Annotated in this window: 19 protein-coding genes and 1 pseudogene; 4 read left to right on the forward strand and 16 right to left on the reverse strand. The window is 44.5% G+C overall.

Annotation, left to right across the window (positions count from 1 at the left end):
* Positions 1–2: 2 nt before the first annotated feature.
* Entirely contained in the window at positions 3–2,537 is a 2,535-nt protein-coding gene (locus IV71_RS05155) for a M1 family metallopeptidase (protein WP_010690761.1), read from the reverse strand.
* Between the two features lie 191 nt (positions 2,538–2,728).
* On the opposite strand from IV71_RS05155, the gene IV71_RS05160 reads away from it, so the two are divergent.
* Complete coding sequence (locus tag IV71_RS05160; protein ID WP_010690759.1) at positions 2,729–4,804, forward strand: cation:proton antiporter; 2,076 nt, start codon at positions 2,729–2,731, stop codon at positions 4,802–4,804.
* Positions 4,805–4,853: 49 nt separating this feature from the next.
* Here IV71_RS05160 and IV71_RS05165 read toward each other — a convergent pair whose 3' ends face one another.
* The 5 genes from IV71_RS05165 to IV71_RS05185 all read right to left on the reverse strand — a co-directional run bounded on the left by IV71_RS05165 (position 4,854) and on the right by IV71_RS05185 (position 9,245).
* Positions 4,854–5,462, reverse strand: coding sequence for a DUF1054 family protein (locus tag IV71_RS05165; RefSeq protein WP_010690757.1), 609 nt, complete (start codon positions 5,460–5,462; stop codon positions 4,854–4,856).
* On the reverse strand, positions 5,446–6,312 hold the full coding sequence (locus tag IV71_RS05170; protein WP_029489775.1) for a YihY/virulence factor BrkB family protein: 867 nt from the start codon (positions 6,310–6,312) through the stop codon (positions 5,446–5,448). The genes IV71_RS05165 and IV71_RS05170 overlap by 17 nt, the downstream gene beginning before the upstream one ends.
* Before the next feature lie 64 nt (positions 6,313–6,376).
* A complete protein-coding gene (locus IV71_RS05175; protein WP_010690755.1) occupies positions 6,377–7,738 on the reverse strand; it encodes an FAD-dependent oxidoreductase in 1,362 nt (453 codons plus the stop codon).
* A 104-nt stretch (positions 7,739–7,842) separates the two neighbouring features.
* Positions 7,843–8,559 carry a VIT1/CCC1 transporter family protein gene (locus IV71_RS05180; protein WP_056995031.1) on the reverse strand — a complete coding sequence of 239 codons (717 nt, stop codon included), beginning with the start codon at positions 8,557–8,559 and terminating at the stop codon, positions 7,843–7,845.
* An 11-nt stretch (positions 8,560–8,570) separates the two neighbouring features.
* The gene (locus tag IV71_RS05185) at positions 8,571–9,245 is read right to left on the reverse strand and encodes a VIT1/CCC1 transporter family protein (RefSeq protein WP_010690753.1); all 675 of its coding nucleotides are present in this window, start codon (positions 9,243–9,245) and stop codon (positions 8,571–8,573) included.
* A gap of 130 nt (positions 9,246–9,375) precedes the next feature.
* On the opposite strand from IV71_RS05185, the gene IV71_RS05190 reads away from it, so the two are divergent.
* Positions 9,376–9,783, forward strand: a complete 408-nt coding sequence (locus tag IV71_RS05190; RefSeq protein ID WP_010690749.1) for a Fur family transcriptional regulator — start codon at positions 9,376–9,378, stop codon at positions 9,781–9,783.
* Positions 9,784–9,833: 50 nt separating this feature from the next.
* Here the strand turns inward: IV71_RS05190 and IV71_RS05195 are convergent, their stop codons facing one another.
* Entirely contained in the window at positions 9,834–11,876 is a 2,043-nt protein-coding gene (locus tag IV71_RS05195) for a peptidoglycan D,D-transpeptidase FtsI family protein (RefSeq protein ID WP_010690747.1), read from the reverse strand.
* Positions 11,877–12,016: 140 nt separating this feature from the next.
* On the opposite strand from IV71_RS05195, the gene IV71_RS05200 reads away from it, so the two are divergent.
* The gene (locus IV71_RS05200) at positions 12,017–14,638 is read left to right on the forward strand and encodes a YfhO family protein (protein ID WP_010690746.1); all 2,622 of its coding nucleotides are present in this window, start codon (positions 12,017–12,019) and stop codon (positions 14,636–14,638) included.
* A gap of 54 nt (positions 14,639–14,692) precedes the next feature.
* Complete coding sequence (gene greA / locus IV71_RS05205) at positions 14,693–15,181, forward strand: transcription elongation factor GreA (protein WP_010690745.1); 489 nt, start codon at positions 14,693–14,695, stop codon at positions 15,179–15,181.
* Positions 15,182–15,233: 52 nt separating this feature from the next.
* Here the strand turns inward: greA and IV71_RS05210 are convergent.
* The 9 genes and pseudogenes from IV71_RS05210 to IV71_RS05250 form a co-directional block, all read right to left on the reverse strand.
* A pseudogene (locus IV71_RS05210) lies at positions 15,234–16,177 on the reverse strand (GRP family sugar transporter).
* Between the two features lie 127 nt (positions 16,178–16,304).
* Positions 16,305–17,249 carry a GRP family sugar transporter gene (locus IV71_RS05215; protein ID WP_010690744.1) on the reverse strand — a complete coding sequence of 315 codons (945 nt, stop codon included), beginning with the start codon at positions 17,247–17,249 and terminating at the stop codon, positions 16,305–16,307.
* Positions 17,250–17,415: 166 nt separating this feature from the next.
* Entirely contained in the window at positions 17,416–18,627 is a 1,212-nt protein-coding gene (locus tag IV71_RS05220) for an endolytic transglycosylase MltG (RefSeq protein WP_010690743.1), read from the reverse strand.
* An 89-nt stretch (positions 18,628–18,716) separates the two neighbouring features.
* The gene (locus IV71_RS05225; protein ID WP_010690742.1) at positions 18,717–19,949 is read right to left on the reverse strand and encodes an acetate/propionate family kinase; all 1,233 of its coding nucleotides are present in this window, start codon (positions 19,947–19,949) and stop codon (positions 18,717–18,719) included.
* A 23-nt stretch (positions 19,950–19,972) separates the two neighbouring features.
* Positions 19,973–21,001 (reverse strand): class I SAM-dependent methyltransferase, encoded by a 1,029-nt coding sequence (locus tag IV71_RS05230; RefSeq protein WP_010690741.1) that lies wholly within the window; start codon positions 20,999–21,001, stop codon positions 19,973–19,975.
* A 42-nt stretch (positions 21,002–21,043) separates the two neighbouring features.
* Positions 21,044–21,334: a hypothetical protein gene (locus tag IV71_RS05235; protein WP_010690740.1), complete on the reverse strand. Its 291-nt coding sequence runs from the start codon at positions 21,332–21,334 to the stop codon at positions 21,044–21,046.
* Entirely contained in the window at positions 21,331–21,762 is a 432-nt protein-coding gene (locus tag IV71_RS05240; RefSeq protein WP_010690739.1) for a hypothetical protein, read from the reverse strand. The genes IV71_RS05235 and IV71_RS05240 overlap by 4 nt, the downstream gene beginning before the upstream one ends.
* A complete protein-coding gene (locus tag IV71_RS05245; RefSeq protein WP_010690738.1) occupies positions 21,734–21,928 on the reverse strand; it encodes a hypothetical protein in 195 nt (64 codons plus the stop codon). The genes IV71_RS05240 and IV71_RS05245 overlap by 29 nt, the downstream gene beginning before the upstream one ends.
* A gap of 34 nt (positions 21,929–21,962) precedes the next feature.
* On the reverse strand, positions 21,963–22,316 hold the full coding sequence (locus IV71_RS05250) for a hypothetical protein (protein ID WP_158534692.1): 354 nt from the start codon (positions 22,314–22,316) through the stop codon (positions 21,963–21,965).
* Between the last annotated feature and the right edge of the window lie 19 nt (positions 22,317–22,335).

Genomic DNA, 22,335 nt, shown 5'->3' on the forward strand with positions numbered 1-22,335 from the left:
GTTTACTTAACCAAACCATCTAAGGCTTTGGCAACCGATGCTTCCTGTTCTTCAACTAACTTAACACGGTTTTTAATCACTTGAGTATCAACCACGATTTCACGCGACAATCCTGGCTGGTCCTTCTTATCTTCAAAGAAAGCCTTAAAGGCGTCAAACTTTTCACGTGTCTTGAAAATACGGGAAATAACAGTGATGTAGGATGAGAACTCCATGTCGCCACCGAGACGTTCTTCCAACCAACCCCAGTTATCCTTCAACCAAGTCCAAGCCTGATCCTGTCCAACGGGATTGGCGAGAACACCGGCGAACCAGTTCCGGAGGTCCTGAGGCTTAATCACGGCTGGGTCCTTAAAAGAGGCAACAAGCGTCTTCAATTGCAGCGCATCAGGCGTCGACGTCAGCGCAGCTGACAAATCACGCTTCAAAGAGGCGTTGGCAGTTTCTTGATAGGCTGCAAGCAAAGCGGCAAAAGTCTCCTGGCTGTTATAGTTGACCAACTCATTCTTTAGGACCTGGGTACGGCCATCAGCCGGTAGTTTTTGAGCTGACCCCGCCTTTTGGAAGACAGCGTGCGCCTCCTCCATCAAGTGTTGGTTCTTGCCATAAAGGGCAGCAGCAACAATGATTGGACGTGACAATTCATCTGAGACCGTGTCGCTAGTCTTCTTAGCCAAACCGAGGGCAGCAAAACGTTTCGTCGACAAGCCACGAGTGAAGAGCTGCAAATAAGCTTCCAGCTTTGAATCAGGTTCGGCAAAGACTTTGATAGCCGTGATTGCCTGGTAAACAAAGTCCTGGACAAGGGCTGAGTCAGAGTTAGCCAACAATGGCAATACTGGCAAAATATCGGCATAGTTAACTTCGTTGGCCTGTGCCAACAAAAGAGCGTTTTGCAAGAACTGTGCTTGATCGATTGCCGGCAAGTCTGTCAAATCGGCAATCTGTTCTGCCAAGAGTTCGTCATCATAAGAAACAATGTAGTGACCGGCATTACCGACGTTCAATCGGAATGGTCCCTTCGAAGCAGCCTTAATCGTCTCCCAGTCCCCCAAGTCAGCACTTTCTTCGGTCAACAATGCTGGCAAGCCAGGGGCTGAAGCGGCCAATGGCACTTGCCACAAACGTTGGTCATCCTTTGGCTTTTCACCAAGGACAAATGGCGTTTGGCGAACCTTAACACGTCCATCTTCCACTGAAACAGACAAAACAGGGTAACCAGGTTGGTCCAACCAGGTCTTCATGATGGCCCCAATGTCTTGACCTGAAGCAGCGCCTAGCGCGGACCACAAATCATCCCCTGTGGCGTTACCATAAGCCTTCTTATCAAAGTAAGCTTTCAAGCCGTTCCGCAAAGCATCGTCCCCAATTAAGGAACGCAACATCACAAGCAAGTGAGCACCCTTGGCGTATACGATAGCCGGGTCAAAGAGGGCATCGATTTCTTCTGGGTGATGAACCGCTACGTGAACGGGCTGAACACCAGGAATGGCATCACGACGGAAGGCCGCCTGCACATCATTGGCATTGAAGCTTTCCCAAATGTGCCAGTCGGGCTCAATCGCATCAATGGCTACGAACTCCATCATGTTAGCAAACGACTCGTTCAACCAGAGTTCATCCCACCACTTCATCGTCACCAAATCACCAAACCATTGGTGAGCCAATTCGTGAGCGATTACCGTCGCAACGACCTGCTTCATCGCTAATTCCGTGTTATCCGGATCAACCAATAAGTAGGCTTCACGGTAGGTGACCATTCCCCAGTTTTCCATGGCTCCGGCTGAAAAGTCGGGAAGGGCAACTTGCAAGGACTGGGCCAAAGGATAAGGTGTTTGATAAAAGTCCTCATAGAATTCAATGGAACGCTTGGCAATGTCCAAAGCAAAATCCAAGTCCTTTGCAGGATGGGCCTTGGTAGCGTAAACACCGACTTTGATACCGGACTTCGTCTTTGTTTCGATTGACTGAAAATCACCAAAAGCAAAGGCCACCAAATAGGTTGACATCTTCACCGTCTTTTCGAAGCAGTGAACACCATCTTCAATTCGTTCCTCTGGCATGTTCGCGATGGCTACTTCACCTGGCTGTTCATCAAATTTCAATGCCAATGAGAACGTTGCCTTTGCTTCCGGTTCATCAATTCCCGGGAAAGCTTGACGAGCAAAGTAAGTTTCAAACTGCGTCGAAACAACCTGCTTATCTTCGCCATCAACCTGGTAATAAGAAGGATAAATCCCATTCATGTTATCCGTTAGCGGTGCTTCGTAGACCACCTCAAGCGTCTGTTCCCCAGCTTCTGGAACAGCAAAACGAATCTGGTCATCGTCATCAACGACCGTAAAGTCAACGGCCTGACCATTAACCTTGACAGAGGCCACTTTTAAATCGTGCTGGTGCAACGCAATGGCCTGCTTCTTAGCCGTTCCCTTAATAACGGTCTTTCCTTTAATGACCTTTTCTGCTCGAGACACTTCAATATACAAATCATAGTGTTCGGGTTGGAAAAGATCATAGAGACGTTCAATACTTGCCATCAATACACCTACCTTTTATTAAAGAATTATGAATAAATCTCACGTTGAATTCATTATACCAAAGTGACAAAAAAAGAACAGTCACATTGAACAAAAAGACCAAGAAGGTTTGTTTTTTGACATCCTTCAAAAATCCCCTCTATAATAGTAGTTAACGAGCTTTTTTATTACATTGATGTAAAGGAAAAACGATGTCCCAACTATACCTAATCGCACTATTGTTAATTGCCGTCATTGCCGCCAACATTATTAAGCCCTTCATCCCCCGTGTGCCGGAAGCACTGGTTTTAATTGCGGTCGGTGGCCTTTTCACCTTTATCCCCGTTTTCCAGAATTTCACTTTAAATCCCGAATTCTTCCTCTTCTTAATCATTGCTCCTCTGATGTTTCAAGAAGGACAGGGCATTTCATTTACGACAATGAAAAAAAACTTCAACGCCATTATTCAGTTATCTGTTATTTTGGCTCTCTTTGTCGTAGCCATTGTCGCCCTCATCACGGATAAAATTCAATCAGAATGGCCACTCACACTGGCTATCGCCCTAGCAGCCATTGTGGTACCAACCGATGCCGTTGCCGTGAACTCGATGACAACGGGCTTGAAAGTCCCCAAGGGACTTGACCATTCGCTGGAGCTCGAATCCCTCTTCAACGATGCCACTGGCATCGTCCTCTTAGACCTTGCCTTAACGGTATATCAACAAGGCTCCTTTAACCTCGTGGATGGCGTTACCCATTTCATTCTTGTAGCCCTTGGTGGCCTTGTCGTAGGTGCGTTGGCTTCCGGCCTCATCGTAGCACTCCGCCTCTATCTTTCCTTCCACGCTTCTTCTGCACAAGCAACAACGATTCCCTTAAACATTTTGACGCCTTTTGCCATTTATTTACTTGCCGAACACATGGGTGTTTCTGGCATTTTAGCCGTCGTCGCAGCAGGAATTGTCCACAACTATGAACAGTCCCGGTTACAGTTAATCGCCACCGAATCGCGCGTCGTTTCCGGAACCATTTGGCAGACGCTGACTACCCTCTTAAACGGAATTGTCTTTGTTATTTTGGGGCTTTCTCTCCCTAAAATTCTAAAACTAATCGGTGACTTTGGTTTTGAAAAATCCTTTGGCCTTTTCGGCCTTGCTCTGATCATTTATATCGCCATGTTTGTTGGCCGCTTCCTCTGGGTTTCCTACCAAAAGCAAGAACGCCTGACCGGATTCTTTGGCCGTCATGGAACGAAAGACCGGGCTAAACGTGCACAAATTTTCGGCGTTGCCGGTGTCCACGGGGCGGTAACCTTAGCCTTAGCTATGTCGCTACCAAAGACGGTGAATGGTCAACCACTTCCCTTTGCTAATGAGATTTTACTCGTGGCCACCCTTGTCATTTTAATTTCATTGATTATCGCCGCCCTTGTTCTGCCAAGAATCCTCGATGAAGAAGAACAGGTTTATACAGAAAGCGAACTCAACCATGCTCGAACCGCCATGATTGATTCAGCGATTATCAAAGTCGAGCAACGGGTCCGCGATCACGCAGTTAAGACCGCCATTGTTCAAACCTTACAAACGCAAAAACTAACGGTGGCCCAACCCAAAAAGAGCCACCACGAAGAGGAAACCTTACTACTATTGAATCGGGTTTCTGACGACTTGCAGGAGCGCTTGGACGAAATGATTGGCGAAGGCTATGATCAAGACGTTATCGAACGTTATAGTCGCTTCCTTCAACGTGCCCTTCTGTCACCGGCCACATCACGTCATCCACTGGCTCGAACAAAGCAAAAGTTACACCGGTGGCGTCATGAATTTTCTTGGCATTTTAAAACAAGAACCTTTACTAAAAAACAGCGAATTCGCTACCAAGAAAAACTAATGGTGAACAACCCGAAAGTTGCGGCCAAAGTTGCCCAGTGGAAAGATGGTCGCGAAGCCATGCTCCGGCTCAATGAAGACATGCAACACGCAGCCGACCGCTTCCTAACGGCTGCACTGCAAGAAGAATTAGCTGCCCACGAAAACACAGAGAACGTGGCCGACGTGCGCCGACTACTCGAACGTTTCTTCCGTATTGTGGCCCATGACTACCGTAAGGAACACGTCTCAGTGAACGCTTCAGAATACATCCAAGCCTTCGCAGATGAATACTCTTTCCTTTCGACTCAACTGGCCGCTGGCAAAGTCAAATCCGCCGTTGCCAACGAACTCTACACCGAAATTAATCAGGCCCAAACGTTGCTTTTAATGGAACAGGGAAGCGAAACTGAATCGTAATAAAAAAGACCGACACAACGTGTCGGTCTTTTTTAAATCTTTCAATAGCTTATTGCGCCAATTCTTCGTAAAGGGGCAATAGTTGCTTCAGAGTGTCGAGCAAAAACGATAATAGTTGATCGGATTGTTTGTTTAGGAAAGGCGAATCAATCGGAATTTGACGGCCAATCAAGACTTCGGCCGCCTTCACTTTTCCATACCGCGTCACCGTTTCGGCATATTCATCCAAAGGATGCGCATTATTTTGCATATGATCATTAGACAAAACAAAGTCGTCCGGCAAAGCCCGTACTTCGTTAGCAAGTCGGTCCAATTGCTTTGCAATCACCGGTCCATCCGCCTTTGTCTTTTTCATGTTTTCTTCAATGGCTAAGTATAGATACAAGTGATCATCCCACATGCCTAGCTCAAAGTGGGGCTCCATTTTATAGCCCCGTTTATTGGGCGCAAAGGCAACCCAAGTATTTTCGGGTGGATTAACCTTTCGCATTTTATGCTTGGCTACATGAGCCACCCAAGGGCGTCCATCGGCGTTTAAAATCGGTAACGCCGCCTTTGCAAAGTCTTCAAACTTTGGATCAATAATCTGCCGAATTTTATCCATTCGCCCTTCCAAAGTCGGATCGTCAAAAACGGTAAAATCACTCTTCTGAAACATTTCTTTCCTTTCTCAAACCACGGAAACCCCGAAAACCACTCAACCAGGTCATCACAACAAAACCAACCACTAAAATCGCTGCCACTAGATTCAACCAAAGCAAGAATACAATAATCGAAGTTAAGGACTGATAAAAGCTATATTTACCAAACTGGAAATTAGCTAACAAAGCAAAAACCTTGTTTAACCCATTAAACAAAATCAGATCAAAGAAGGAGCCCACCAGCGATGCCAGAAAAGGAGGCCGCGCTGCCTTGGTTGGCAATTGGTAATTCATCCAAAGCAAGACAACCCACATCCCCACTAGCAGTAAGTAACGCGTCGGGGTCACCCAGGCACCTAACCCTGGTATTTTATGAAGGTAAACAGCCAGGATGTTTCCCGCAAAGATTAAAGCGGTAAAGGCCACCACCATCAGCAAAAGCCAAATAAAGGACCAGAAACGGGCAAAAATCGGTAACCCCACTTCTTCTTCGTTCGCAATCCGGTTGAAAGCCTCCCGTAGAACGGCAATGACACGAGACAGTGACCAGAAAATGAAAAGAATGGAGATTGACCAGTATGATTTTGTATCACTATGGGCAACTGTCGTCAGCACTGGTGCTAGAAAATCATGAACGGAAGCTGGTAAAAAATCTGCCATCATTGCCGTCATTTTATCGGCTGAAATATTCAGCGCTGAAATTAAAAGAACAAGGGCAATTAATAACGGGAAAAGCGTTAACAGCACGTAGTAAGCAAAAGTCGGCCCTACCAAGCCAACTTGAGAACGCGAAAAGTAAGTAACCAGCTCGTTAATGTGGAGTCGTCGATCAAAAGACGTCCAGTATTTTTTTATTGATTTCATCATAGCTCCATTATATAAAAAAAGACGTCTAGACGACGTCCTTTTTTATCTTCAACAATGATTAAGGTTAAACTGATGGAATCTGACCAAGTGCCGTTTGGGCTGCCAAGTTCAAAACAGACCATTGACGGTCAAAACCAGGTTGGAAGAAGAAGTCAGCTTCGGCCAAATCTTCCAAAGTCATCTTTCCCTTAATTGCTAAGGCAACCGTGTTGGCGTGAGCCGTCACATCTTGCTTTGACAAGAATTGTCCACCCAAAATTTCGTGGTTTTCTGGGTTAAAGGTCAACTTAACAAAAATTTCAGGGTTGCCATCCGTAACAAAGTTTGGGCGAACCGTTGCTTTGTAGAAGGATGATGCCACGTTCAACTTCATCTTTGCGGCGTTGTTGGCGTTAACACCCGTTGTTGCCAACTTGTAGCCAAAGACAGAAAGTGCAGATGAACCATTCACACCGGCAAAGGCACGGGCTGGCTTTTCAATCGCAATGTTTTCAACCACGTAACGTGCTTCACGACGAGCTGTTGAAGCCAAAGCAATTGGTGCAGCTTGGCGAGCAGGAGCAAAGAGTGGCTTAATCGCATCCCCAATGGCAAAGACGTTCTTGGCAGAAGTGCGTAGGTAAGCATCCGTCTTGATGAAACCACGGGCATCCAAGTCAACAGTTCCCTCTAGATACTTTGTGTTTGGCTTTACACCAGCCGCAACAATAACCAAGTCAGCGTCAAAGGCCTTGCCTTCATCATCCTTCACGGATGACACAGCACCATTTCCCTCAAAGGAAGCAACACCATGACCAAGGTGCAAGTTAACCCCGTGTGAGGTCAATTCGTCACCGATTGGACCAGCTAACTCTTCATCTAAGTAGTTACCAAGTGGACGATTAATCATGTCAATAACCGTCACGTTCTTGCCAGCTTCCGCAAAGACTTGGGCTGCTTCGATTCCGATGTAACCAGTTCCAACAACCACCACGTTCTTAACCGCATCATCATGCAACTTTTCATCAATCTTTGTGGCCCAGTCACGTCCACGCATCAAGAAAACGTTGTCCAAGTCAGCACCAGGTACTGGCAAAGTCATTGGGTTAACACCTGAAGAAATGATTAACTTATCATAAGTATCGGTCAGCGTCTTGCCAGTCTTTTGGTCCAAGACAGTCACTTCTTGCTTATCCGTATCGATCTTTTGAACCAAGTGGTTAGCAAGAACTTTTCCACCATACTGCTCAATGTCAGCTGGCTTGAAATTACGAACATCATCACGTTGTGTGACTTTCCCTTCCAAGAAAAGTTCCATTCCACAAGACATGAAGGAAATAAAGTCCCCAGCCTCGTAAACCGTCACGTCCATGTCATCATAGCGTGTTAACAGTTCGTGCGCTGATTCATGACCACCGTGTGATGCACCAATAATAACTACTTTCATGTAAAGCCTCCAAAATTTATCAACTTTTACGACACGTTCATTATAGTGTAATTTCTCACAGAATAAAAGAGAAAATTACGTAAAATACAAAGTAAACCAATTATTTAGAATAGTAACCCAATGCAGTAGTGAATCGCAATGGTAACAAGTCCAACCCATATATTACGCCAGATGGCACGCTTAACCATTCCTTGAGAAAAGATTGCAGATAGCAAGCCAGTCAGAGCCGAGGCAACCACCGTCGCAACAATGGCCGCCAAATATTGATAATGAGCTGGGAAAATCAGCAGTGCAACCAACGGGAATACACCACCTAAAGCAGCCGAGAAGGTTGAGGAAACAGCCGCAGCGATTGGTGACACATAGTGACCCAAAGTCATATCGTATTTTACTGACAAAACGGTCGCCAGTGGCTTTTCTGCTAACAGTTCGGCCGCAATCGCCTTAGCCGTATCAGGTTGAACACCACGATCCGTATAAAAGGCGGCAACGTCTTCCATTTGCGCATCAAACGCCGTCTTTAAACGAGCCTTTTCAAGCGCCACTGCGACTTTTTCGGAATCCGCTTGGGAAGAAACAGCAGCAAATTCACCGGAACCCATTGAAAGGGCGCAGGCCAACAAATCAGAAAGGCCAGCCAGAACAATCACCAAGCGGTTTGATGTGGCAGCTGCCACCGAAAAGACAACACCAACAACGGTCAAAATACCGTCGTTGGAACCAAGAATCCCTGCTCGAATCGTATTCAAGCGTTCTTCCATTGTTTGTCCCTGCTTCTTATCATTCTTCTTTTGTTGCCAATTTTTTAGTAACGTCGTCATTTTCTTCCCCCTCACTTAAAGAGTGTTCCAATTAAGAAGGTTACGACCATCGTCAAAATACCAGCAAGTAAGTTTCGAATGGCTCCCTTCGTCCGGTTCGCCCCGTTCACCACGGCGGCCATGTAACCCGTAAAGAGCAGAGCAATCAAGACAGCAAGGAACGTGGCCATAATACGAAAGTTGGGTGAAGCCAAGGCCATGAACGCCATCGGCAGGGCTGCTCCTGTAGGAAAAGTCACAAAGGAGACCAAGGCAGCGCCCCCTGCAGACACTTGTGAATTCAGTGAAAAGCCGTGTCGTTCACGAACTGTCGTTTCAAGCGGATCCTTCTCCATCATCTCTCGGGTAGCCTGAGTGGCTAATTCCTCTGAAATACCATCCGCTTGATACTTTTCCTTGACAAAGTTGAATTCTCCTTCGTAGTCCTTTTTCAAGGCCTGCTCTTGACTTTGTCGCGCCTTTTCTTGCGCATCATGCGCTGAGCGAACCGAAACGAATTCTCCCATCGCCATCGAGACCATACCAGCCAAAGTCCCGGCAAAACCTGACAACATAATCGCTGATAGACTTTGCCCGGCTCCGGCCACCCCGACGATAATCCCGGCAACGGACAAAATCCCGTCGTTGCCACCCATAACACCAGCCCGGACTAGGTTGTTGTGGGCCATTAGTGATTGTTTTTCCATAACACTTCCCCTTTTTGATAAGAATGGTTCTAAATTATTATACTAAGTGTCCTGTTTGATGTCAATATTTTGTTTTGTTTCATTCTAATGTTATAATTGACACGAAGTTAATATTAACTAGGAGGCTAACATGCTGAATCCATTAAAGAATGTTCTGCAAGAACACCAGCTTAAGGCCACAAGCCAACGCTTGACCCTGCTTGAATACATGATGACCCATGACACTCACCCAACAGCTGAAATGATTCACCAAGACCTGCCCAACATTTCGCTGGCGACGGTTTATAATACACTAGAAAAGTTTGTTGAAAAGAAGCTTGTCGTCATTATTGATGGCATTTCAGATGGTAAGCGTCACTACGATGCAGCTGATCATCCCCACTACCACGTGATTAACACGAGGACAAACGAAATCATCGATGCTGCCAACTATGATCCAGCGCCGTTGATTAAGGCTGCGCAAGCAGCGACTGGTTTAAAAATCACTGAGTATAAAATTGATCTCTACGGTGTCGATCCCGACAGTAAACCAGAATAACATCACAAAAAAAGCCTTCCGAATGGTTATTCGGAAGGCTTTTTCTTTACTTATGAATTAGGACTAGCCACTACCATCTGCCAGAAGGCTTCAATGATTTGCTTGGCAATTCGGCCGTTCGTTCCATCCAAGTAGGAATCCATTCCTGGGATGGCCAAAGACATCGCAAATGGTGTGCCAGGAACATAAACAACCATCGACTCAGTAAAAGTCGTGTGTCCGTTCGTCGACGTTTCGGCCGTTCCAGTCTTCGCATATACCTTTGGTGTCATATTATGCAAAGCCGTTCCCGTGTTATGGGAAGACGAACCGTTCGCCACTTGGTACATACCATCCTTGATGACTTTCCACTCATCGCTTGAAAGCGATACCTGTGACTGAAGCTGTGGTTCAGCCGTCCATACCGTCTTTTGGTACTTAGCATCCTTATCAGTCTGCAAAACCGAACCAACCAGATGTGGTTGCACGAGGTAGCCACCGTTAGCAATTGCTGAAACATAACGAGCAAGTTGCAACGTTGTGTAGGAATCGTATTGCCCAAAGGACTCATACAAATACTTACCCATGTTGGTACCCGTCGTCAGCCCCTTGTATCCGGCTGTTTCGCCTTCAACATCAATACCCGTCTTCGTGCCCAAACCGAACTGTCCAAGACCATTTCGCAAGGTCTGGAAGGCATCGGAGTTCAAATGCAAAGAGGAACCAGACGAGTAGGTTTGGCCACCAATTTTCATTCCCAACTGAACGAAGTACGAGTTCGATGACGTTTCCAAAGCCGTTCGAGCATCAATTGGTGTCGGTGTCCCATTCTTGTTCCAATAGGAAGTAATGGTTGGAGTACCGGCAATCTTAATCGCTTGATCGTTCATCGTATTCGAGGTAGGTGTAATCACGCCTTTTTGGAAACCGGTTGCCAGAACCGCCGGCTTAACAACCGACCCCATGACGATGGCTTGGTTAATGTTTCCAAGCTGGTTGGCCGTCTTCTTCCCAGTGGATGAATCACGACTAACCCCAGCCATGGCGTAAATCCCCCCGGTATAAGGGTTAATTACGGTCGAATAAGCCCCTTGCACGTTTCCGCCAGGCAAGTTGTCCTCCAAGATTTGTTGGACTTTTTTCTGGTACTCAGCATTAATTGTCAATTTGAGCGAGTCACCCGCTTGACCTTGATACTTAATCGAAGACGTCTTCACGTTCCCCATGGTCGTCACGGTTGTTTGTGACGGCGAACCCTTTAGAAGTGATTCATACTGCTTTTCAAGAGCAGACGTTCCCACTGGTTCGTTTTGTGAATAGCCTTCGGCCAGCAAACGGTGCAGTCGATCAGAAGGCAGCCCGGCAGATTCATCCGAAACCGTTCCTGTCAACGATTGAAAGTCGTTTCCTTCCGGATAGTTACGGGACCACGATTCACCAATTTTGACCCCAGGCATCGAAGCCATTCGTTCGGCAATCTTGGCCTGGGCATCGTCTGAAACATCCGAATCCTTAATATAGGTAGTTGAAAGAGCCGAAGCCCCGGACATTTTTTGGAAAATCATGGCGACGTTATCATCAACATTCTTGGCTAAGTTATGTTTCATCACGTACTGGGCCATGGCCGTATTCAATTGTGTCGTCGACCAAGAGGAAGCCGTTGTTGGATTCTCTTTTTTAACCGCTTCCTGAACTTTTTCAGCACCCTTGGTATCCGTCACTAAGTAGTAATCGGCCTTGGAACGGGCGTTCAAGCGTGTCGTATCAATGCTGATATACTTCGATAGCTTCTTAGCAATGGTGGCAATCTGCGTGGTAGTCGTTGTCGACCCACGGGTATACGTAACGGCCGTTGCCGACTGGTTACCCGTAATGACTTTACCAGTGGCGTCATAGATCAGCCCACGCGGTGCGTTTCCTTTTTCAACGGTTTGATCTGACTGGTTCACCTCTGAAAGATAACCGGCTCCCTGTTTCAAAGTCAAAAAAGCCAACTGAATGAGCAGTGCCGCAATAAGAGCAACTACCAAACCAAGTAGCAGTTTTAAACGCCCTGGTAGGTTGGCCCGGGCGTCGTTTTTATTAGTATCATCTAGGTAACGATTACGATTCATAATAAAGATTCATCTTTCCAAGAAAAATTCGCGCAAAAAAGCATTTTCAATCTCTTCTACTTTACCATATTGGGTGAATTTTCCGCTAAAATTCACCCATTTTTTGGTATTCTTAAGACATGATGATACGAAATAATTTGATGAAAAAATTTGGATATGGTCCGCTTGCCCTTTCTTTTTGGATTCCCTTTGCAAGCCTGCTGCTTTACTTTGTCTATCGGCACATGGCCCCCTTTGGTTCTTCGACCATTCTAACGGTCGATTTAGGGCAACAATACCTGGACTATTTCGCTCAGTTTAAGACAACAATTTTACATGACCCATCGTCCTTTTTCTATTCCTTTTCATCCGGTTTAGGTGGCGACATGATTGGGGAATGGTCTTATTACTTGATGTCGCCATTCAACCTCTTTTTTCTGTTGGCCGATGCCCAGTCACTGCCAGCATGGATTTTACTGGTCACCATTCTTAAGCTAGCAACGGCAGGTCTCACGATGGGCCTGTTTTTAAAAAACAGTTACCACTTAAAGGGTTATGCTATCACGCTTTTTGCCATTAATTACCCACTCTCTGCCTGGTTTGTTGCCAACGCCCTTAACCTACTGTGGTTGGATACGGCCATCCTATTACCTTTGCTGCTATGCACGCTACACCGACTCTTGAAAACGGGGAAAACGTGGCCCTTCATCATCGTCTTAATAGCGACTATTCTTTCGAACTACTACATCGCTTGGATGATTGCCCTTTTCCTAGTGCTCTACCTCCCAATTGCCTATCAGCAAGAAGACGTTGCTTTATTACCAATTAAATCACTCATCAAGATTTGTTTAGCAGGCGTCACTGCCATCGTGGCGACCGCTTGGCTTTGGCTACCAACACTCGATCAATTGACGCTTGGTAAAACAACCCACTCTGCCAACTGGACACTTGGTTTCGAAAACAATCCTGCCACGCTATTCTTTAAACTCATCCCCGGTTCCTTTGATTTTAGCCAAATGCAAACCGGTCAAGCCAATTTTCTGGTAGCCCCCGTCGTCTTGTTCTTCCTTTGGCCTTTTTTCACTAAAAAGAACATTCGGCTAAGCGAAAGAGTGGCTTCGCTTTTCGCACTGATTGTTCTCCTGCTAGCCACCTGTTGGATTCCGCTCGTTCTTCTATTTCACGGCGGGCAGTACCCAGTTTGGTACCCAGCCCGCTTCTCCTTCTTGATTTCGTTTCTACTGATTGTGATGGCAGCACGAGGTTATGACAGTGATCAAGCGCTAACCAACTTAGCACGCGGCTTTTACCTTTTAGCCACGCTAACAATCACAGTGCTCGGTTCATTTTTCATGAATCAACTTTCCTATCTAAATAAGCCCGAGCTTTTCACCTTCCTATTTGGTTACCTGCTTACGCTACTCACTCTGATTTTTGTCACAAAGAAACAAATCAAACAGTTTCTCCTACTCCTTATCACAGCGGTCTTCTTGATGGCCAACCTCGCCCTTACCCTGAATCACTTATCGTATCTAACAAACGCTGAGTATCAAAAGGGAGCAAAACAAGTGACCATGGTCAACCGCCATCTTGAAAAGGACCGCTCCTGGTATCGAGTTGCTGAAGGCATTGGTCGTACGTATAACGATGGCTTTCTAGGTTATTTCAAAGCCGGTTCGCACTTTTCTTCCCTCTTACCGGCTTCCTCTTCGGCTTTCTTCCGCAACATGGGCCAAATTGCTGGGGATTCGAAAATTTCTTATAGTAACGGAACAATCATTACCGATTCCTTACTTTCATTTAAATATTACCTCGACCAAAGTCAGGATGCCTCGGCGGACCGAACACAGTCACTCAAACGATCATTTCGTCCGGACTATCTTCAATCCGCTAGCCAATCATCTGGAAATGGTTGGCGACTAGTTAAAAACGAGCGAGCCCTACCCGTTGCCTATGCTGCTTCCAAGGAGGCGCTCTCCTTCAAAAACCAGAAACGCTATCCATTGCAGAATCAGGCCAACCTCCTCAAATCACTGGTTGGTCAATCGAACCAACAAATTTTGACTCAGCAACCTCTCGAGGTAAGTGGTTCTTACAACATCCAAAAACTAGGACAAATTACTGGCGGTTCGATTGTCCAAATTGATCACAAACAGCCGTCCACCCTCGTTTTGACTTTTACACCACAAACAGATGGCGCCTACTACCTAAACTTAGGTGGTGCCTTTGACCTTTCTGGAGTGACCATCATCGCCAATGGTCAGCGGGTCACCCAGCAAACCGGGTACGACCACAGCGTGGCTTTAAATGTTGCAAACAATGCCAAGGGTCAAAAGCAGTTGCTGACTTTCGTCTTTGACAAATCGGTTTCAAACCGTTATTTGGACGATCTTGCTCTTTATGCACTTGATCAGGATTTGGTCAATCAAGATCTTAGTGAACTCCAACAACACCCCCTGAATGTTGAAAAAAGCAATAGCCGTTACTTGAAGGGAACAATCCAAACGACAAAGGCTCAGCCGCTCATCATGACAAGCATTCCATCAGCTCCGGGTTGGGTTGCCAAAGTCGATGGCCGTGTCGTCCCAACTAAAACGGTCGCTGGTGGCCTCATCGCAATCCCAACCACAGCTGGCAAACATCAGATAACGCTTTCCTACATGCCCCCTCTTTTCTTACCAGGTTTGATTTTAAGCGCCACCTTTATCACCGTAGTGGCTGTTGTTGCCCTGTTTTCTGGCTACAAAGTACGTTTTTCACTTGCGCGCAACAGGCGCCCGTGATATAGTCAGTTTGCTGTATTTTTTATGCCAAAGGCATTGAAAGGATGAATAACCATGGCGGAAGAAAAAACATTTCCAATGACGGCCGAAGGTCGCGACAAACTAGAAGCTGAGGTGGAGGACTTAATCACCCGGCAACGTCCTGAAATTACAAAGCGTATTCAAATCGCCCGTTCTTACGGCGACTTATCCGAAAACTCTGAGTACCAATCAGCAAAGGACGAACAAGCCTTTGTTGAAGGCCGAATCGTGACTTTGCGTAAGATGATTGAAAACGCCGAGATCATTTCTGCTGATGATTCAGCCGCTGACGAAGTAGCGATGGGTAAGACCGTGACATTCCAAGAACTACCAGATGAAGAGCCTGAAACGTATACTATCGTTGGTTCTGTCGAAGCGGATCCTTTGTCAGGTAAGATTTCCAATGAATCACCAATGGCAAACGCTTTGATTGGAAAGCACCAAGATGAAACTGTTAAAGTGCCATTACCAAACGGTGTTGATATCCAAGTCAAAATCTTAAAGGTTGAAAGCGCTGAATAAAATAAAAAGGGAAGTCCATTATAATATGGACTTCCCTTTTTGATTGCCATCTTTACGCAAACGAATGAATGTTTCCAATCAACATGGCACCAATCAATATTAAGACCGTTCCAATTATGATTGCCTTCATCTGCATCGAACTCTTCTTTTCATTCAGAAGATAGATACCCCCTAACGTTCCGACAACAACATTTAGTTGTGAAAGCGTTGTGGCAATCGTTTGACCCACGGCAGGATTGGCAGCGGAGATAAACATGAAAATGTTTCCTAATGCCCAAACTATCCCGGTTCCCATGTTTTTCCAAGTACTTTTCTCAACCATCGTCTTTCCCTCATGGAAAACGAAGAGAACAATCAGAATCGAACCAATAAATTGTCCGAATGCTTGCGGTCCAACAATGGCCGTCATGTAATTCAAACCATTTCCTGCTTGCTTCACTTCAGCCGGAACGTAGCCAATTTTAGCTAAAAAATTTGGCAAAACAAAATAAATCATAAAGCCAACGGTTGAGAGAGCCAGATACAAAATTGATTTGGAAGACACCTTTACAGAGGCAGCATTCTTTTGATCAGGTTTTGAAACAAAAATGGCACCGATGACCACTAGAACAATTGATATACTACCAACTAACCACATGGCAATGGTCGACCATTCACCCAAAATTGTTGCGGCAAGCAAAGCATTCATCACAATCTGTCCAGCAGTTGATAGGGCTAATCCCAATGAAACCCCTAACTGCTATAGAGCATCAGCTGAAAGGCTGTTCCTAGTGCCCAAACCAGTCCTGACAACATGCCGACAATCCAAATTTCTGGTCCGAAATAAAAACCGCTAGGCAAGACAAAGCCAAACATTAGTAATAAGCCGAATAGCAAGGCACCTGCTGACATTCCTAATGTTTGCTGAGCGGCTGATCCGCCCATCTTTGTTGCAACAATACCAACCGATCCCCAGAAAAGAGCGGGTAGCAAAGCAAAAATAATTGCAAAATCCATGTTTGTGAACTCCTTCATTTATAACATCTTTTATTATACATAATGTGAATAAATACACAACGTTTTTTTGAAATAAAAAAGAGAAGCTCCTATCAGGAACTTCCCTTTCGAAAATTTATTTTATTTTTTAAGCAAACGCATGAATATTTCCAATAATCATGGCCCCAATGACCACAAGAATTGTTCCGATGACGATCGCCTTCATCTGGGTTGAAGACTTCTTTTCGTGCAAGAAGTAAATACCACCAAAAGTACCAACGATGATGTTCAGTTGTGACAAAGTCGTGGCAATCGTTTGACCAACGTGTGGGTTAGCAGCAGAAGCAAACATGAAGATGTTTCCAAGCGCCCAGACCAAACCAGTGATCAAGTTCTTCCATGATGGCTTATCAAACATCGTCTTTCCTTCACGGAAGACGAAGAGTACGATAATAATCGCACCAATCACCTGTCCAATAGCTTGAGGACCAACAATCGCCGTCATGTAGTTCAAGCCGTTTCCAGCAGAACGAACTTCTTCTGAAACATAACCAATCTTTGCCAAGAAGTTGGGGAAGATGAAGTACAACATGAAGCCAGCGGTTGACATGATTAGGTAGAAGATTGACTTAGAATCAATCTTTGCGGCCGTTGCATCTGCCTTATCAGGCTTTGAAATGAAGATTGCACCAGTGACAACCAAGATGATGGAAACAATTCCAACAATCCACATTGCCATCGACGTCCATTCACCCAAGAGCGTGGCCGCCAACAAAGCGTTCATGATAATCTGACCCGCTGTTGAAAGTGGCACACCGAGGGACACACCCATCTGCTTGAAAAGCATAAACTGGAAGGCCATGCCCATTGCCCAGACCAAACCGGACAAGAGACCAACAACCCAAACTTCAGTTCCCATGTAGAAACCGTTCGGGATAACGAAACCAAACATTGTGATTAATCCGAAAATCAAAGCACCAGCGGACATCCCGAAAGTTTGTTGAGCAGCTGAACCGCCCATTTTAGTTGATACAAGACCAACTGACCCCCAGAACAAGGCGGGGAGTAAAGCCATAATAATTGCAAAATCCATTTTAGTGGACTCCTTTCACTTGTTTACATGTATTATTATAACGTAATGTAAACGCTTACACAACTCTTTTCAAAAGAAATCTATATTAATTTGAATTATTTATTCCATAAATCTTTCCCATCAACGATTGGAAAAGAAAAAGGCCCGTATCATACGGGCCCTTTCTTTACTTATCATACTGAGCTAAGTTCCAATTTTCAATAATTCGAATAATCGCAGCCGGATAATTAGGATCGGTAGCATAGGAATCATCGTACAGAGCTTGCGCTGCATCTTTATAATTACTTGCTGAAATAACATCCTTAAACTGGCTGCTATTCCAAGTATTACCATTTACCAATGTTTTAGCATGGGCCTTCATTGAATCCTTGTAAGAAGCATATACTGCAAAACGGGCGTTTTTAGTGACCGTTTCGCCATTTTCAACTTCTTGTGTCTGAAGGACAACTGACTTACCAGAATCAGTATCATCACTTTTAACACCATAAAAGTTATTATACTTTGACGAGAGTTCGGAATCGTCCCAGTTCGATTCGTGAATTGCCTGTGCGATTGAAATTGATGGCAAAATGCCATATTGGCTCTTCAATTCCTGAGCGTAAGAAGCAATCTTATGGATAAAAGCTAAACGACGATCAAATTCGGTCTTTCCGCCATTTTCAGCTAACAAAACAGCCGTTGATACAGGAATTCCGTTTTTCTTCAACTCACTATAGTAGCTACCCATTTCCTTATTGGTTCGTCCAAGTAGGTCTCGAACAAGATCCTTGGCAGACTTCTCATCCTTCAACTTATAAATACCGGGCATCACCAGGTCATATAGCGTAATGTCAGACTTAGCGTTTAAGAAAAGTTTTGGATACTTCGACTTCATCTCTTTGATCAAGTCCTTATCCGTGTATGCCGCAATCAATGCAGAACGCGAAACGTTCGCTGCATCCGCCATCGTCCCAGCAGTCTGTTCTGCCGTTTTATTACCATCAATATAAGTATAGGAAGAGTCCAGTACTGGCTGTTCACCAGGACCCTGGGCCAATTCTTGATAGACATTATCAATACTTTGAACGGGTGAAAATAAATAAGTCCCAGATTTAATTGACTTTGCCCCATAACGCTTAGCATAGCGATTTAAATACTTGGCGTTATAAATCAGCCCCTTCTTTTGCAATTTTTTACCGACTTGGTTAATCGAGTCAGAGCTCGTTACCTTGACTTCGGTTAATGACATATCATTCGGGTTCTTTGCTGAATAACCACGATGATTGAGATAAAGAAAAGTCCCAGCACCTACTAACAAAATAGCCAAAATCAAGAGAATAGTATTTCGAATCGGATGCTTCTTTTTATTTGAACGTCGTTTTTTAAATTCCATTTCCATTATGAATAACTTTCTTTGCTAATCATGGAAAAGACACCACTGTTTCAAAACAGATGGTGTCTTTTATTCTTCATACTTATAAAAGTCACTTACTTCATCAATGACTGAACATCACGAGCAATCATTAACTCTTCATCAGTTGGCACAACCAAAGTCTTAATCTTGGCATCAGCGGCTGAAATATCAGCCTCTTCAGTGCAACCATCATTCTTTTGAGGATCAATCTTAATCCCAAGGTACCCCAATCGTGCAGTTACTTCTTCACGAACCCAATCAGCATTTTCACCGATTCCGGCAGTGAAGACAATGGCATCAGCGCCATCCATCTTAGCAACATACTGTCCAATGTATGACACAACACGATCAACAAAGATATCAATGGCCAATTCGGCCTTATCGTTCTCTTGACGAGCAGCACGAAGATCACGCATGTCAGAAGATAGTTCTGAAATTCCCTGAAGACCTGACTGCTTATTCAAAATCGTTAACATTTCATCGTTGGACAAGTTTTCTTTATCTTGAATAAAGGAAACCAAAGAAGGATCTACGTCTCCAGAACGAGTAGCCATCGTCACACCAGCCAGTGGTGTGAAGCCCATTGAAGTGTCAAAGGACTTGCCATGCTTAACCGCCGTAATAGAGGCTCCTGCCCCAAGGTGAAGCGTAATTAACTTCAGGTCTTCAATTGGTTGGCCTAACAATTCCGCAGCTTTACCCGCAACGTAACGGTGTGAAGTTCCATGCGCCCCGTACTTACGAGCACCATATTTTTCATAGTACTTGTAAGGAAGTGAGTACAGATAGTTAACCTTCGGCATTGTTTGGTGGAAGGAAGTATCGAAAACAGCCACTTCCGTTGCCTTTGGCAAAAGCTTTTGGAAAACACGGATACCCATGGCGTTTGCAGGATTATGAAGCGGTGCATAATCTGCCAATTCATCAATCTTTGCTAATACGTCCTCGTTAATCAAAACGGACTTATCGAAGTATTCACCACCAGCAACAACACGATGACCGACACCAACAATTTCATTGAAATCAGAAATAATATCCAAGTTTGATAATTCTTCCAACATCATGTTAATTGCAACGGAGTGATCTTTAATTGGCGTTACTTTTTGGAACTTCGCCTTTTGTCCCTTAACCGAAACGTTTTCGTTTGAATCAGCCTTTTCATTTGCTGCAAACTTAATCGTGAAAATGGCATCTTCCATTCCGATACGTTCAACTAATCCTTGGGCAATCACTTCTTCGGCAGGCATCTCCAGTAATTGGAACTTTAATGAAGATGAACCAGCGTTAACGGCCATAATCTTTGCCATGAAATATTCCACCTATCCTTTGTTTAATCTCGCACTTTTTCTTTATTCAGTTTACCCCAGTCACCTAAATCTTGCAAAAATTCTTCGAGCGCTTTGCTTTCCTTTACTGAAGGGTACTGTCCTAGCATAACTTCAGTTTTAGGGGTTGCACTTGAATGGCGAATAACCAAGATGGCTTTTTGTTGTTCTTTCTTTTGGAAGAAGCTTTGTGGCAATGTAAGGAAAGCCTTTAGCTGCGCCTTATTAGACAACAGTTTTAAAATACTTTCGTGGTGGGCACCTGACAAAATATCCGCCGGCACGACGAGGTAGGCCCAACCGTCTTCCTTTAGTAAGTTCAGTGCTTGTTCAATCATTAGGAAGTGAGCATAAGATTTACCATCTTTGAATGCCGTAACAAAACCTGCTGGCGCTTCATTCGGATAGTACCCAATGGGTAAATCACCAATCACAACGTCAGCGGGCAATAATTCGCCTGCCGGTAAGTTCACAACATCACCCAGGAAAAAATCAGCCTGATTATCGCTTAACAAATCAGCTGTTACAGACGCCAGAGCCAACTGTGAATCAACAACGTCAATTCCAGTTGTTTTTACTTCAACATCGGTTGATCCAAGAACTTCTTGAACTGTCCAAAGAAGGTTGGCTGAACCAACGGTCATATCAGTAATGGTTGCCACTTGACCATTGGCTTTTTTAACATTGGCTGTCTTAGCTACCAAGTCACCTAACAAATAGCCAATCCCGTCTGGAGTTAACTGCTCATTAGCTGGAATCTTATCTTCCTTATCAGCTTTTAAAATCAACAATTGAAGAATGTGTCGCTTTTCCTGAAAAGAAAAGGACGACCAGTCAATGGTAAATAACTTCTCCATTGCTAACTGACTATCTGCTGAAAGGACTTCTTTATCTTTAGCAGTTAATTCCTGTTCATTCAGTGTCGCCAACACTTGTACAAGCGCTTGTCGCTGGCTGACACCTTCGCTTTGTTTTACCTTTTGGACAATCGAATCGATTGTTTGAAATTGTTCTGGAATATTTACTTTTGTCATGCCCCCATTTTAGCCCCTTTTCTTAGGGGTGACAAGCATGCCTTAGAAAAGCTTTCGTTTAAACTCTTTTGAATGCCAGCGTATATGAATTTCTTGCTTTTTCTCTGCTATCGAGTAATGCGCTTCCTCGTATTGACCCGTCAAAGAGTGATTTTCATAATAGGCAATGGAAGCTCTCAGTTGCACCGTATCAATCAACAAACTTTGGTTAACGAGTTTAGTCGTCTGAATCCGCTGACCAAATACCCGATGCTGTACGACGAAAATCAAGGAAAGTCCCGAAATGATAATTAGCGTTGGCAGTAAAAGATAGGCTGCCCTTTTTCTTTTCATTCTTTTTTCACCTCCTTTGGCAAAACCAAAAAAGCACGGAGCTTTTCACCCTGTTCTGTCTTCGCCTCCACAATTTGATAACTTTCTTGGTTTCTAAACGACAAGTTCTGCAAACCTGTTAGTAAAACCATTTCACCACGGTTTCTCCCTTGTAAAATTAACCGATGACGTTTCAGTAGGAGACGTTTTAAATGCCCTTCGTTTGATAATTCCAGCCGACTCTCATCAGAAGAAATCAATTGGTAACCCTGTTCTTGTAATTGTTGACACGCGCTTTGTAGCTGAAAAAGAGCATCTATTTGTCCAACATCCTTTCTCGAGTGCGTCAGCATCGTTAAACCAAAAATAATCATAACTGAAACAATCAGTGCTAAAAATGATTCAAGCATTGTAAAGGCGTTATTTAATCGATTCTGTTTGTTGCTCATCCTTTGTTTTCTCACGATTTTTATATGATTGCCAATCCTGCAAGGCTAATTCTTTTCGATTCAATTGCTTTCGAAATTGTTGTCGGGCTCTGGTCATGCCCGTTTGATAATTCACGACTGCATCTAATTCCAAACAAACCATTGCCGTTATTAAACCGAGTGCCATTAACCCATCTACTAGAGCAAAACCCGCCCTTTTTCTATTCTTGAAAATGATAATGACCACCCCCAAACTGAATGATAAAACGTAGTGCTTTTCCTGAATGATAAAAAACAATTGATTGAGGAGATACAAAACCCGAAGCCTGTATTTTAATCGTTCGTTCTTCTTTTAAATGGTAATCCTGTGGGTAGGTTAATTGACTGTCTAATGTAAAAAGCATATGCTTCTCAAATCGGAGCTCTTTTGAAGTTCCTTCAGTTTGAGCCTGAGCTCGACTATGTTCAAAACTACTGCCTAAACTCCTTTCAAAATCATAAACAGATAACTTGGGCTTAGCTGGCCTAAAAAAGACGGCCATCCCAACAATCAGACTGGCAACTGCTAAAACCATTACGGACTCAATTAATGTG

This window comes from Fructobacillus fructosus KCTC 3544 (assembly GCF_001438695.1).
GTDB lineage: Bacteria > Bacillota > Bacilli > Lactobacillales > Lactobacillaceae > Fructobacillus > Fructobacillus fructosus.